Genomic DNA, 13725 nt, shown 5'->3' on the forward strand with positions numbered 1-13725 from the left:
AACACCCCTGTGTAGCAGTGAGCGGTATCGGACTGCTTTGCCGTCTCAGGCTATGTGGTCTTGGAGGAAAATGGCAGGATCGATATTGATGGCATGGATGAAGTGGTACAGTTCGCTGTCGGTGACTACGCCTTCGAGCATTTCTTTTGGCATTTGCTCCAAATCGAGGTCGCGGATTTTTGTGAGTAATTTGCCCTCATGGTTGGCAAAGACACGGACGATTGGCGTCTGTGTATGGCCGAACTCGACCTCTTTGACGATGGCATAGCCAATCTGCGTCTTGACGATCGTGCCGACGGGATAGATTGCAACGTTGTCGAAGAAGAGATGCAGGAGCTCGAGGTCGAAGTGTCCAGGCGAGCATGTCGTCATGATGCGGTGAGCAACGGACGGCGTGTACGCCCTCTTGTACGGGCGCACGCTTGTCAGGGCATCATAGACGTCGGCGATGGCGACGATGCGTGCATATCGGTGAATCTGTTCGCCCTGCAGATGGTTCGGGTAACCGCTGCCATCGATGTGCTCATGGTGCTGCAGTGCGATGGTGGAGAGCAGAATGTCGTTGGGAAACATCTTTTTCAGTCGCTGCCTGCCTGCATCGGGATGACCCTGCATCAACCTCCATTCATCATCGGAGAGATGACCGGGTTTCGTGAGGATTTCATGGGGGACGGTGATCTTACCAAGGTCATGCAGCAGGCCGCCGAGCGTGAGCTTTAAAAGATCTTCTTTAGGAAGCTTCTGAAGTACGCCGAGAAGTGCCGAGAGGATTGCCACGTTGACCGAATGGGCGAAAGTGTAGGTGTCGTGCAGGCGAATGTCCGTGAGCTGCACGAGGTTTCTTTGCTGCTCGATGATGTCGAGCAGGATCGTTTCGGAAATATCCTGCAGCGGCTTTGGGTCTAAGGTTCCATGATCCTCGACATTCTGAAAGGCCGTCGCCACGTTATGTATGGCGGAAATGCGAGTCTTTTCCTGCACGATGTCAGCAGGCGGCGCGAGCTTGAGTTTGGGATCGAGCGACGTGACAGTGACGCCGTCGAGTCCAGCCTTTTTGAGCCTCTCGATGTATTTCGGGCTAAGCTCCACACCCTTCGTTAGATAGCTGGCGCCGAGCGGGTTGTATATGCTCTGCGCCGTGATCATGCCTTCTTTTAGTTTTTTTATAGGGATATGAATCATTTTGCTCACCTATTGTCGTCTATGGATGAAGTGTCTCAATCATCGCCTGATTTCATTTTGCCGATTTCGAGTCATTTGTCTTGCCATCGCTCTCCTAAATAAAGAGGGCATATAGCTGCCCTGTTCATGACGCGATATTCTGCTTCTTATATTCTGCCTCTGAGGGAAAGAATCCTGCTAGTGGAGGAAGAAGGAAAGGCGGCAGCTTTTTGCCGTGACAAAGATGGCTCATGTGCTATAATGGGAGGAAATGCGTAGGAGGGATGCTTGTGATTATGCGCCCACGTTGGGGATCTGCCGTCTTTCTTGCCATCTTGCTGCACATCGTCGTACTATGCGCCGCGGGGCTCTTACTGCCCGATGAAGGCGGATTTTCGGATGATGGGCAGGAGATCGCGTGGCTCGATGTGTCAGATGCGGAGGATGCGTCTGAGCAGACGGCTTCTCCGGTGCAGGAGAAGCCGGAGACGTCGGCAGATGAAGAGGTGGGGCAGGAGGAGATGCCCGTTTCTGAGCTTATGCCGTCGCCTCCCAAGGAGGCGGCGAGAACTCCGCTGGAAGGCGAGAAAAAATCAACGGATGGCAGAGAGAAGAAGACACCGCCGAAAGAGCGGGATTATCCTGCGATGCGCAAGCCGAACAAGCCCGCCGTGCTGCGTGAGGAGACGAAGCGCGGCCTGACCGAGAAGGAGACTGCGTACCGCGGGCATGTGCAGTTCTTCGCGGACATCTCGCAAGAAGGTCGCGTGACGGGCGTCCAAGCGTGGCAGTTCGAGCCGGAAATCACCGACGAAAAGGAGCGCCGACTTCTTGAAGAGCGTCTGGAAAAGAGGATCAAGGAAAGCTGGCGTTATGCGCCGAGCCTTACGCCTGAGGGCGTGCCGACGACGCAGACGAAAGCCGAGGAGCTTGACATTCCTGAAAAAGAAAAGCCCAAGGACGACCGTTAGGGACGCCCTCGGGCTTTTCTCGTTCGGCCGTACGAAAATCGCGGACGAATCAGTGGCAGACGAAGGTCTCGATCGTGCCGAAGCGGATGTAGCGGCTCGCTTCGGCTGGGTCGCTCTCAAGAATTGCCGTGCGCACGTTCGTCAGATCGTCCTCGGCTATTTCGATGCGCGAGGCCGCCCGCTCCTCCTTGACCTTCTGCCAAAGAGCCTTGCGCGAGGCCTGCGTGTCGCGGTAGATTTCATGGTTGTAGAAGATGTTCATCGAGCCGTGGGATTTTTCGGCGTCGCAGTTGAAGAAGATGTAGGCGACGTTCGAAGCCCTGCGCGTGCGCGAGGGGGCGTTGCTTTTCTTTGGGACGGCGGTCTTTCTTGCGCCGCTCGATTTTGCTGCTGTTGGCATGGAAAAGACTCCTTTCGCTTTTGTGCGGCACAATGGCGATAAGCTGTGCCGCATCTGAGAAATGATGAAATGTATAAAGCCGTGCGGTCTGCCGCACGAGCCTCATTATAGCACAATTCCCGCACGGGTGCAAAAAGTTGCGGGAAAATACCAGAAATTGAGAATACTGGAAAAGGAAAGAAAGAGAAAGAAAACAGGCAGTGAGCCTCGGCTCTCTGCCTGTTCTTTTCTGTTGGCCTTGCAGCCTGAACCCCTGGGCGGGATTCGATTATATTGCCACCAGGAGGAACCATACGCGATGATTCCTTCTGGTGGTTAGTAAGGTACGGCACTAAAGGCGGGATGACGCTTAGTCCACCTGCCGCACCTTTATTATAGCATATTGGTTCGTATATGCAAGAGGGCACAGGTAAATTTTTGCAATATTTAGCTTTTGTTAATTTTTGGCCGTACATCACGCATTGTCACTGGGCGGTCTCTTTGCTATACTAGGAAACGTACAGGAATGAGGTGGAAAAATTGTTTCCTTTCATGGACAGGAAGAAGGGCAGCTGGCGTGCGCCGGCAAACGACAGCGGCGAGCTTGTCGGCTACAACGACCTCGCGCGCGTTTCTTTCGGCATACGCATGGTGCACTACCTCGTGCGCGAGACGATCCAGAACTCGCTCGACGCGCGAAGAGACGACGCTGAAGGCGCCGTCCTCGTTTCCTTTCAATCGTTTGACATCCCGCGCGAGAGGTTTCCAGGGCGCGAGGATTTTCAGAATATCCTGGAGCGCTGCTTCCTCAGCAATCGGGACGACAAGAAGTGCCGCGAGGCGTTCGAGCGTGCGGCGGACGTTCTCAAGGCGGAGCGCATCGCTGTCCTTCGCATCAGCGATTTTCGCACGCGCGGGCTTGAAGGGGCGCTCGCGGGCGAGAAGGGTTCGCTTTGGAGCGGACTCGTCAAGGAGCAGGGTTTTTCCGTGCAGAAGGAAGAGAACGCGGGCGGCAGTTTCGGCATCGGTAAGGCGGTCGTCTATAGCTGCTCGGAGCTTCGCACGGCGTTCTTCGCCTCGTTGGACAAGGAGGGCGTGGAGTCGTATACGGGCGTCGCGAAGCTCGTCTCCTACAGGGACGAGAAGGATCGCTGGACGACGGGCACGGTCTACTACAGCGACGAGAACAAGAAGGCGCTTCTGGACATCTTCACGCTCGATCCCGCCTTTCGGCGTCGCACGAGCGGCACGGACATCTTCATCATGGGGCTCGTGCCCATCGAGGGCTTGGAACAGGAGATGATCCGCGCCGTTCTCGACAATTTCCTTCTCTCGATATGGCTTGGCAACCTGGAGGTGGAGATCGGCGATCACCGCATCACGAAGACGAGCCTTGGCCTTTACGCGGATTCACTTCCCGTTGAAAAGACGGCTGGCAGTCCGCATCACAAGGAATACTATGAGGAGAACCGCATGATCCAGCGCTACGCGCGCATGCTTCTAGGCGAGGACGAGGCGACGCAGAGGATCGAGCTTCGTGCCGCAGAATACGGCGCGAAGTACGGCTTTCCTGACAGCGCGGCGACGCTATTTTTGACGCGCGGCGAGGGGCTGAACCGCCGCATCCTCATGTCGCGCCACATCGGCATGAAGCTCTTCGAGCAGAAGGGGTTTCCGAGCGGCATCGATTTCACGGGCATCTTCCTCATCAAGGAGAACGCGATGGGGCAGGCTTTTCGCCGCATCGAGGTGCCGTCGCACGACGCGTGGGAGCCAGGCGTCCTGCAGGATGCGGCAGAGGAGAAGCAGGCGAAGGAGATGTACCTGGGGCTCAAGCGCTACCTGAAGGAAAAGGTGCGCGAGCGGCTGATGGCGGAGGAGGAGCGTGGCGTCGACGCCTTCGGCGCGGGCGATTTCCTGCCTGACTTGGAAGACGCGGCCGTGCGCCGCGCCCTTGTCGCACGAAAGGGCGGACGCAAAGAGGAGCTTCAAAGCGGTGTTGAGAAGATCCGCAAGAAGAAGGCGGCGGCATCGCGCCTCTCGCCGCTCCACATGCGCTCCTTCTGTGTCGAGCGCGGGAAGGGGCGCTATCGCTTGAGCCTCATCGCGCCGCGAAAGGCTGAGCGCGTGCGCCTGGAGCTTTTTCTCGCGGGCGAACAGATGGATGTTCCTGTCAAATTGCTCGCGGCCTCGCTTTCGGGCAGAGCCAGGGCGAAATTGGTGAAATTCGAGAAGAACGTCATCGAACTGCAGAATGTCGCGAAGGGCGCGAAACTCTTTGTCGACTATACGATGGATTATCGTGACTACTGCCTGATGGAGGTGAAGTACGTTGAAGATCCGGGGGCGTCTGGCGCCGTATCCGCTGCTGGCGAAGACGAATGACAGCTACCGCAAGTCGTCGTTCGACGGCATCGCCGAGCTGAAGGCGGCGGGAGGAGAACTGCGCCTCGAATTTCGCGCCGTGCTTCGCTGTACGTCGCTCAGGAACCTCGTGCGTGCGGGGTTTGCGGGCTATGCGCTGCACGTCGAGTCGCCCGTCACGTCGTATCGCCGCCTCTTCGAGTTCAACGATGCGCCGTTTCATCTGACGCTGGCGGCGGACGAGGTGCGTTCTGCGCTGCAGGTCACGCCGTTCGTCGTCGCGAAGGCGGCAATCGAGGGATATGTGAGCGACGATTTTCATGAAGCCTACGAAGGGCAGGCCTTTTCCTTCTCGCGCGGACATATCCTCGCCGTCGATCAGACGACGGAATTCCTGCTGCAGGCGCACGACGAACGCGAGACGCTTCCTTCCATCGTGCGCGTCGAGCCTTTGGGGCGCGAGGCGGGCGAGGCGGCGCTTCGCGTCGACTGCGGCTCGGACTACATCGTCGCCCGTCTGCCGCAAGGCATGTACGACGCTTATCGCCGCTACGCGAAGGGCGTCTACAGCGCGACGTTTCTCTCGTGCGTCGTCCAGCCGGCTCTCACTGCGGCGCTCGAAAAGCTGCAGGATGGCCTGTGTGCGGGCGAAGAGCCGAGAACGCGCTGGCAGAGGGTGCTCGTGCACCTCTTGGAAGAAGAAAAGCTCGATCTTGCGGCGAAGGACGCACAGCCCCTTGCCGTCGCCCAGCGCCTCCTGCGCGACCCGCTGAACCGCGCCGTGCAGGAGTTGGAGGATCTGGTGCAGCGCGAGGAGGTGGGCGCATGGAACTGAGCTTCATGACGCAGGCGGGCGTCGACGATATGAAGACACATGTCGAGGAATATGCCGCGATGTATCAGAGCGCGGACAATGCGGCGATGCTCGCGCATCTTTCGGCGCGGGGCTATCTCGAGAAGACGGAGCTTGCCGCACTTTCGCCCGTCGAGCTTCTGACAGAGGGCGACTTTGTCTCGACGGACGTGGAGAATGTGCGGCGCATTTACGGCGCATGGCGCACGCTCGCGCCCTATACGGCGGCGGATGAGCGCTTCTGGGCGGGGCTTTCGCACACGCTCTTCTGGCGCTACATCCATTACCGCAAGGAAAAAGATTTCGGCGAAGGCAAGGCTGCCGCGCTCCGAAGCGATTTCTTCTTCGCGCAGGGGAGGCGCCGCTCGCTCTTCGTGAATCCGATCGCCCGCCTGTGGTGGGCGGGGCACATGGTCTTCGATGAGCGCCGCCGCGATCCGTTCGAACTTCTGCCCGTGCTCGCGCAAGAAGCGTTCGCCTCGCAGCTCGTGCTCCTCGCTTCAAGCAGCCTCATGAGCCGCAGGGAGACGCGCTTCGCCGTGCTCGCGCTCTTGGAGCGCTTCGAGCGCAGTGGGAGGAAGGTCAAGCGCGAGCATCTGCAGGCGCTCCTCGCGCGCCTCAATGTGATTTCCTCGCTGACGCTTGTCGACATGCTCGCGCAGGAGGAGATCGAGAAACGGTTGGAAGGAGTGCTTTTCGATGGAGAATGACGTCGTGTTTCAGCGCCGCAGCATAAGGAAGTATCAGGCGAGGCCAGTCGAGCCAGAGAAGGTCGAGCGCATCCTGCGTGCAGGGATGCAGGCCCCGTCCGCCTGCAATCAGCGGCCGTGGGAGTTCTTCGTCGTCGAGAACCGCGAGAAGATCGCTGCGCTCGCCAAGGTCACGCCCTATACAGGCTGCGCGGCGGGAGCGCCGCTCCTCTTAGCGCTCGCCTACCGTACGGAAGGCTTGACCGTGCCTCGCTTCTCGCACATCGACATGGCAGCGGCGCAGCAGAACATCTGGCTCGAAGCGACGTATCTCGGCCTCGGCGGCGTCTGGTTCGGCATCGCTCCCTACGAGGAGAACATGAAGAAGGTGGAAGAAATCCTCGAAATGCCCGCGAACCTCAAGGCATTTTCCCTCTTCGCCCTCGGCTATCCGAACGAGAGAAAGCTGCATGTAGACCGCTTCGAGGAGGCGAGGGTACATTATGTGCGGTAAAGCGGAGTTGAATGATGAAGCATGAATGAGATCGTTTAGAAGTCCGGGAGGTTCATGATGCTTATATATGCGGACGATAAGGGCGGCTTCATGCGCCTGTTGGATCAAGCTCGATTAGCTGATTGGATCAAAGAGTTGGTTCAAGAAAAAATGAGGCGGATCGTGGGGCGGGCGGAGTATCGCTCTTGGGCGAATTCCTTACGGGATATGGGACATGTGCTCGATGATGATTCTATTCCAGACAATGTGGGAATTGCCATCGAGTATAATATTCCGCAGACTGGCATGCGTATCGATTTTATGATTTCCGGTTATGACGGCAGCAATCATGGAAACGTCATTGTCATCGAGTTGAAACAATGGGATGAGATCCGCAGGATTCCGGCTTCGGACAGCGTCATTGAAGCCTTGGATGACGACCTTGAACGGCTGGCGAATGTCGGAAGCAAAGACGAAATTGTTGAAACATATACGGGTGGATGCCTGCAAGAAGTCAGCCATCCCGCCTATCAGGCATGGTCCTATTGTCGAGTGTTGGAAGCTTTCAATGAGAATGTACAGGAAAAGCTAATTGCGCTGCATCCTTGCGCTTATTTGCACAACTATGTTCGACAGCCAGACGATCCGCTCTTTCACGAGCAGTATCGGACATATCTCGATCGTGCGCCCGTTTTTGTTCATGGAGAGATTCCAAAACTCCGCGAATTCATCAAGGAATACATTTGCAAAGGAGATCGAAGCGAAGTCTTGCATATCTTGGATCGTAGCAAAATCCGTCCGTCCAAGAAGCTGCAGGATGCTATCGGCAGTATGATGAAGGGCAGGCAGGAATTCGTACTGCTCGATCATCAGAGGGTGGTTTATGAAAAAATCTTGCGACTGGCTCGTCGGTGCGTATGCGATAACAAGAAGCGAACCATCTTGATACAAGGCGGACCGGGGACAGGAAAATCTGTGATTGCGATCAACCTGCTCTGTCAACTGACTCAGGATGGTCAGGCTTGCCAATATGCCTCGAAGAACCAGGCTCCTCGGCAAGTCTATAGCGAGAAGTTGAAGGGGACGATGAGGAAGAGCGCCATCGATATGCTTTTCAAGGGAACTGGTTGCTATACAAAGGTTTCTGCTTCTACATGCGGCCGTATTGATACGATCATCGTAGATGAGGCGCACCGCCTCAACGAAAGATCATTCCATAGCCTGGGGAAAAATCAGGTGATGGAAATCATCCATAATGCGAAATGCAGTGTCTTCTTTATCGATGAGAATCAGCGTGTTACATTGAACGACATCGGCAGCGTCGCTGAAATCAAGAAATAGGCGGCTGAAGCAGGTTCGGAAGTCTACGAGACGGAGCTTGTGTCCCAGTTCCGTTGCAACGGATCTGATGGATACCTGGCGTGGCTGGATCATGCCCTAGGAATTCGTAAAACAGCAAATACGACACTGGAAGGAATCGCGTATGAGTTCCAGGTCGTGGATTCTCCGACGAAACTTCGCAGGATGATCAGGGAGAAAAATCGGTCGGGGCAATCTGCACGTCTTGTAGCCGGATATTGCTGGAATTGGCTCAAGGCAGGGAGAAATGATTCCAGCATTCATGATATCAAAATAGGCGATTTTTCTATGAGCTGGAATCTGGGCAGTGGAATCTATGCATTGGAAGATACGTCCATCGATGAAGTCGGCTGTATTCATACTGTGCAGGGGCTGGAATTTGATTATATCGGAGTGATCATCGGGCTTGATCTGCGCTATGAAGATGGGCATCTTGTAGCGGATTATACGCAAAGAGCGTGGACAGACCAGTCTTTGTCGGGGATAGGGAGACTGGTCAAGGGATATCCCCGCGATGCAAAGAAAATTGCAGATGAAATCATCAAGAATACCTATCGTATACTGATGACCCGAGGCATGAAGGGCTGCTACATTTATTGCTGCGACCCAAGTCTGAGCCGCTATTTCCAAGGTATTCTTTGAGCAGATAGGAAACCTTCAGGACATATGTTCAGTCATCACGCGAAATGGCAATAAATTTATCTTTCCATACATTTTATTGACGTTAGACGGGCTTTAATGTATAATCCTTGCTGTGAGGCGTTTGACGCGCTTCGCCTTTGAAAAACTTCATACATAATCAAGGCGCTCGCGAGAGCTTAATAGGGAAATCGGTGCAAGCCCGATGCGATCCCGTCACTGTGATGCGGAGGATGTTCCATGATGTCACTGGAGGAAACTCTGGGAAGGCGGAACAGACGATGATGCAGAGCCAGGAGACCTGCCTTGATTTGTGAAACCGCACCTTCTTGCGAGCGACAGGAAAGGGTGTCTTTTTGATGCTCTTTGTCCTCCTTGCAGATTGTGGGGAGGTTTTTCTGTATCAAGGAATCTTGTAACAAGAAAGTAAAGGAGTCGTTCAAGTGATGAGTGCGCAGAGAAAGAATTGGCTGGCATTGGCAATCGTGGGGGCGTTGACGGGCATGAGTCTGCACGGTAGCGTTTATGCGGCAGAGGCTGATGGGGAGGAAACAGCACACGAGCTGTCAGAAACGGTCGTGGAGGCTGGACGAGCGAAACTCGCGGGCGGCCTTGTCGAGCGCAGGGAAAATATCGGCCTGCTCGGCTCGAAGGACGTCATGGAGACGCCGTTTCAAGCGATGACTTTCGGCAAGAAAGCCTTGGAGCAGTTCAGCGTGCCCGATCGGACGATTCTCGACACACTTTCCTTGAGTCCCGCCGTTCGCGTCGGCCAGGGTGCAACGGACAGCAATGTCACGATTCGTGGACTCAGCTCCAATGGCAACAAGTGGTATATCAACGGCGTGCCCGGCATGGCGCATCAGAAGGATATGACAGCGAACTTCATCGACAGTGTCACTGTCATTGCAGGACCTGCGCTCGGCGTGCGCGGTACGACAGCGGGCTGGCAGGAAAATGCGGGCGGCGTCGTCGATATGATTTCCAAAAAGGCGTCGGCGAAGGGCGACCGCGAGGCGAAGGTCTCGTTTCACGGCAAGAGCTATGTGTCGCAGTCGGTTGATCTCGGCGAGCGCTTCGGCGAGAACAAGGAATGGGGTGTGCGCTTTAACGTCCTGCAGGGGCAGGGCACTTTGTCGGTTGATCATGCACGCATGTGGAAGTGGGGCGTCTATCTGAATCTTGACCACAAGACGACGAACAGCACGACGAATTTGCTCATGGGCTACGACTATACGCGCCAGCGCGGCGATGGCAATAGCTTGAGTGTAGCAAGAACTCTCAAGCGTCTGCCGAAAGCGCCTAGCGGTTCGGTCAACTTCTCCCCAGATTGGGCAGAGGATACGTATAACGATTGGACATTCATTCTGAACCATGAGCAGAAGATCAGCGAACATGCGAGGGCATTTTTGAATGCCGGGTATCACAAGGAAAACTATACGAGTTGGATTCAAGGTTACGGTCGCACGCTGCTCAATCTGGATGGAGATTATGCCTCTTTGCGGTCATCTGGGTACGGTAGCGGCTATTCGCAATGGCCTGTGGCGCATGAGACGAAGTATATCGGCATCGGCGTCAAGGGCGATTTCAAGCTCGGCGAATGGAAGAGTGATTATGTGCTGAGCCTTGACAAGATGTGGTTTCGGCGTGAAGTCATAGGGAATTACGGGTCTGATCCTTCGGATATCTACGTCCCAGCACCTGGTAATATCTATCATTCCAATTCCACACCACTTCCCGCGCCGTTGCCCAAGCACACATTGAAGACGCAGTACAATCTGCAGATGCTTGGCTGGCATGTCGTGGATACATTTACCGCGCCGGGAGACAAGCTTGGCATTACGCTCGGTCTGCACGGGCATCGCGGCATCCGCGCTAGAAACTATGCGGGCAGCAGCGCGTCAGAAATCGACGCGAGCGCGACTTGCCCGACATTTGCCGTTACGTATCAGTTCACGCCGCAATTCATGATGTATGCAAATCACAGCGAGAGCTTTGACGAGGGGACAGTCGTTGGCTCTGGCTATGCAAACATGGGCGAGACGATTCCGCCGGCAAAGACGAAGCAGAACGAGGTCGGCGTCAAGTATCAGAGCAAGGGGCTTTTGCAGACGCTCAGTTACTACAAGATGCGCAAGCAGGGAACGAACGATGTTTTGCGGGGCGGTTTGAAATATTTGGAAATCGACAAGGAGCAGAAGTATTCGGGCGTTGAATATTCAGCCGTCGGCAAGATCTCGCCGCAGCTCGATATGATTCTCGCGCTGAATTGGCTGCAGGCGGAGCAGACGGACGGCAATTCCGTCCTAGGGCTGCCAAAGTGGGCAGGAACGGCGGCGCTCGTCTATAAGCCGACGGAAGATCTCTCGGTCATCGGACGGTTGAACTACAGTGCCAAGGCGCGTATTCGCCATAGCGATCCACTGGATGTGCCTGCGTATACAACCTTCGATTTGGGGCTGAATTATAAGACAAAGATTTCGAGCAAGGATGTGACGTTCTCCTTGATGTGCAGCAACTTGTTTGACAAGCGCTACTGGTATGCTTCGGGGAGTTCTATCGCTTTGGGCATGCCGCGTACGGTTTCCTTGTCGGCGAGCTGCGATTTCTGATGACGGGAATGTTTGCGGATTCGTTGAGTCGTTCTTTTGAGAAGATGGTGTGATGAGGCGATTGTATATGGGCGGCGTCCTTCTCGGAGCACTTTTCCTTTTCGCGCTTATTCGAACGGGTTGCTCCTATGGCGGTGAACAGGCAGCGCTGCAAGCGGATGGATTTGCTGTAGAAAATTATGATTCGGCTCTGCGACCGCATGTTTATCACTATTCAGAGCATCCGAAGCGTATCGTGGCGCTTTGGCAAAATTCCATTGAGACCTTACTGGCTTTGGGCGCGGCAGACCGTATCATCGTCGCGGGCGGGTTGTCGAATACGGATGTCCTTGCGCCGGAGAACGTATCAGCTTATGAAACGATTCCTCTGCGGCTCAAGCAAGTGCCTGATGTGGAAACAATGCTGACGCTGCAGCCCGATCTGATCGTCGGCTGGCTCTTCGACTTTACGCGGCAGAGCAACGGCGTTGGGCGCAGCGACTTCTGGGAGAAGCGCGGTACGAACGTTTATATGACGACGATGAACGGCGCGGATTTTAAGGACGTTCATACGTTGGAAGACGAGCTGAGATTCATCCGTGATCTCGGCACGATCGTCGACCGCGAGGAAAGGGCGGCAGAGATCGAACAGGAGATCCGCGCTGAGATGACGCCCGTAATGCAAGGGAAGAGGCCGCGCGTCCTCGTCGTATCTTCCGTCGCACGCCAACTGACCATCTATACGCCGCGCACGCTCGCGGGAGACCTCTTGGAGCGGCTCGGCGCGGAAGTTTTGGGCGCGGATCGGCAGATGGTAGGAGAGGACGAGTTCATCAGCTATGAGCAGCTCTTGATGCTCGACCCTGACGTCATATTTGTTCAGTCTACGTCGCCGCACGATCAAGGGCCGCGTGAGCGGCTTCTGGCCAATCCAGCGCTTCACCGTCTGCGTGCCGTGCGGGAAGGGCACATCTACTGCGTGCCCTTCTATCTCATGCGCTGCCCAGGCGTGCGGGTATTGGACTGCATCCGCTACTTCAAGCGCGGCTTGCAGGAGGCCGCTGCATCGGAAGGGGACGCTGCATGAAGAAAAAAATGTGGGAGAGCAGTCTTTCCTCATGGCTCTTGAGCGGGCTGCTCATTGCATCCGTCTTATGTGCCGTCACGGTCGGCACGGTCGATGTCTCCCTTGCGGAGGCTTTCGGCTCGATCGTCTATGGTATCACGGGTTGGGAGAGTTTTGCCTCCTATGGTGACAGCGCCGTCTATGATATCATCTGGATGCTGCGTTTGCCGCGCATCGTGCTCGCCGTGCTGACGGGCATGGGGCTTTCTGTCTGCGGCGTCATCATGCAGGCAATCGTGAAGAATCCGCTGGCTGATCCGTACATCTTGGGCATCTCCTCGGGAGCGTCGCTCGGAGCTACGGCGGCGATCATGTTGGGGCTCGGCGCGTTCCTCGGCGAGAATTTCGTCGGGCTTGCAGCCGCCGGAGGCGCTTTTGCCGTCTCGATGGGCGTCCTCGTCCTTTCGGGCGTCGGCGGGCATTCCAGCCCCGTCAAGCTGCTGCTCTCGGGCATGGCACTGAGCGCTGTCTGCAGTGCGTTTTCGAGCTTCATTGTTTATTTTGCCAACAATCGCGAGGGCATGCAGACCATCGCCTATTGGCTCATGGGCAGTTTGGCGAATGCCAAATGGGAGAATCTCGCGGTGATCTGCCCGATCATCGTGCTCGGCACGGCGTTCTTCTGGACGCAGAGCCAGATCTTAAACCTCATGCTTGTGGGCGATGCCGCTGCCATTACTCTAGGCAGGGATTTGACGCGCTATCGCCATGGCTATCTTGTCTTGTCGTCCTTGATGGTGGGCTTCGTCGTCTATTCCGCAGGCATGATCGGCTTTGTCGGCTTGATTTGCCCGCATGTCATGCGCATGCTCACGGGAGCGGAGCATCGACGGCTTCTGCCCGCCAGCGCCTTTGCCGGTGCGATCCTGCTCGTTTGGGCAGATGTTCTGTGCCGCACGATCCTGCCGCGAACGGAACTGCCGATCGGCATCCTCGTCTCACTGGTCGGCGCGCCGTGCTTCGTCTACCTGATGGTGCGCCGCAGCTATGGCTTCGGCGATGTCGAATGAGAGGGTTTCGGCGCACGAAATTGTTCTCTGGACAAAAGACGGACTGTCACACGGAGCGGAAAAAGCTTCGTATGACAGCCCGTCTTTCTT

At 55.9% G+C, this 13725-nt stretch carries 10 protein-coding genes, 1 pseudogene and 1 riboswitch; of the genes and pseudogenes, 9 read left to right on the forward strand and 2 right to left on the reverse strand.

The genetic code is table 11. The annotated features are described in order from the left end of the window. Nucleotides 1–45 precede the first annotated feature (45 nt). Complete coding sequence (locus RWS31_RS05795; RefSeq protein ID WP_314596636.1) at nucleotides 46–1146, reverse strand: HD-GYP domain-containing protein; 1101 nt, start codon at nucleotides 1144–1146, stop codon at nucleotides 46–48. A 299-nt stretch (nucleotides 1147–1445) separates the two neighbouring features. Between RWS31_RS05795 and RWS31_RS05800 the strand changes: the two genes are divergently transcribed. Continuing rightward, nucleotides 1446–2132, forward strand: a complete 687-nt coding sequence (locus RWS31_RS05800; protein ID WP_314596638.1) for a hypothetical protein — start codon at nucleotides 1446–1448, stop codon at nucleotides 2130–2132. A 49-nt stretch (nucleotides 2133–2181) separates the two neighbouring features. Here RWS31_RS05800 and RWS31_RS05805 read toward each other — a convergent pair whose 3' ends face one another. Further along, on the reverse strand, nucleotides 2182–2532 hold the full coding sequence (locus tag RWS31_RS05805) for a hypothetical protein (protein ID WP_314596639.1): 351 nt from the start codon (nucleotides 2530–2532) through the stop codon (nucleotides 2182–2184). 510 nt (nucleotides 2533–3042) lie between these two features. Between RWS31_RS05805 and RWS31_RS05810 the strand changes: the two genes are divergently transcribed. The 8 genes and pseudogenes from RWS31_RS05810 (at nucleotide 3043) to RWS31_RS05845 (ending at nucleotide 13635) form a co-directional block, all read left to right on the forward strand. Then, nucleotides 3043–4896 (forward strand): hypothetical protein, encoded by a 1854-nt coding sequence (locus RWS31_RS05810; protein WP_314596641.1) that lies wholly within the window; start codon nucleotides 3043–3045, stop codon nucleotides 4894–4896. After that, nucleotides 4844–5710 (forward strand): hypothetical protein, encoded by an 867-nt coding sequence (locus RWS31_RS05815; RefSeq protein WP_314596642.1) that lies wholly within the window; start codon nucleotides 4844–4846, stop codon nucleotides 5708–5710. Before RWS31_RS05810 ends, RWS31_RS05815 begins: the two co-directional genes overlap by 53 nt. Then, entirely contained in the window at nucleotides 5701–6438 is a 738-nt protein-coding gene (locus RWS31_RS05820) for a DUF6339 family protein (protein ID WP_314596644.1), read from the forward strand. The genes RWS31_RS05815 and RWS31_RS05820 overlap by 10 nt, the downstream gene beginning before the upstream one ends. Continuing rightward, nucleotides 6428–6931, forward strand: coding sequence for a nitroreductase family protein (locus tag RWS31_RS05825; RefSeq protein ID WP_314596645.1), 504 nt, complete (start codon nucleotides 6428–6430; stop codon nucleotides 6929–6931). The genes RWS31_RS05820 and RWS31_RS05825 overlap by 11 nt, the downstream gene beginning before the upstream one ends. A gap of 300 nt (nucleotides 6932–7231) precedes the next feature. Further along, nucleotides 7232–8911: pseudogene (locus tag RWS31_RS05830) on the forward strand (DNA/RNA helicase domain-containing protein). Nucleotides 8912–9054: 143 nt separating this feature from the next. Next, nucleotides 9055–9232, forward strand: a riboswitch (cobalamin riboswitch). 122 nt (nucleotides 9233–9354) lie between these two features. Beyond that, entirely contained in the window at nucleotides 9355–11520 is a 2166-nt protein-coding gene (locus RWS31_RS05835; protein WP_314596647.1) for a TonB-dependent receptor domain-containing protein, read from the forward strand. 52 nt (nucleotides 11521–11572) lie between these two features. Beyond that, the gene (locus RWS31_RS05840) at nucleotides 11573–12586 is read left to right on the forward strand and encodes an ABC transporter substrate-binding protein (protein WP_314596649.1); all 1014 of its coding nucleotides are present in this window, start codon (nucleotides 11573–11575) and stop codon (nucleotides 12584–12586) included. Continuing rightward, nucleotides 12583–13635, forward strand: a complete 1053-nt coding sequence (locus tag RWS31_RS05845) for an iron ABC transporter permease (RefSeq protein ID WP_314596652.1) — start codon at nucleotides 12583–12585, stop codon at nucleotides 13633–13635. The genes RWS31_RS05840 and RWS31_RS05845 overlap by 4 nt, the downstream gene beginning before the upstream one ends. The last annotated feature ends 90 nt before the right edge of the window (nucleotides 13636–13725 follow it).

Source organism: uncultured Selenomonas sp., from assembly GCF_963528755.1.
Taxonomy (GTDB): domain Bacteria; phylum Bacillota; class Negativicutes; order Selenomonadales; family Selenomonadaceae; genus Selenomonas.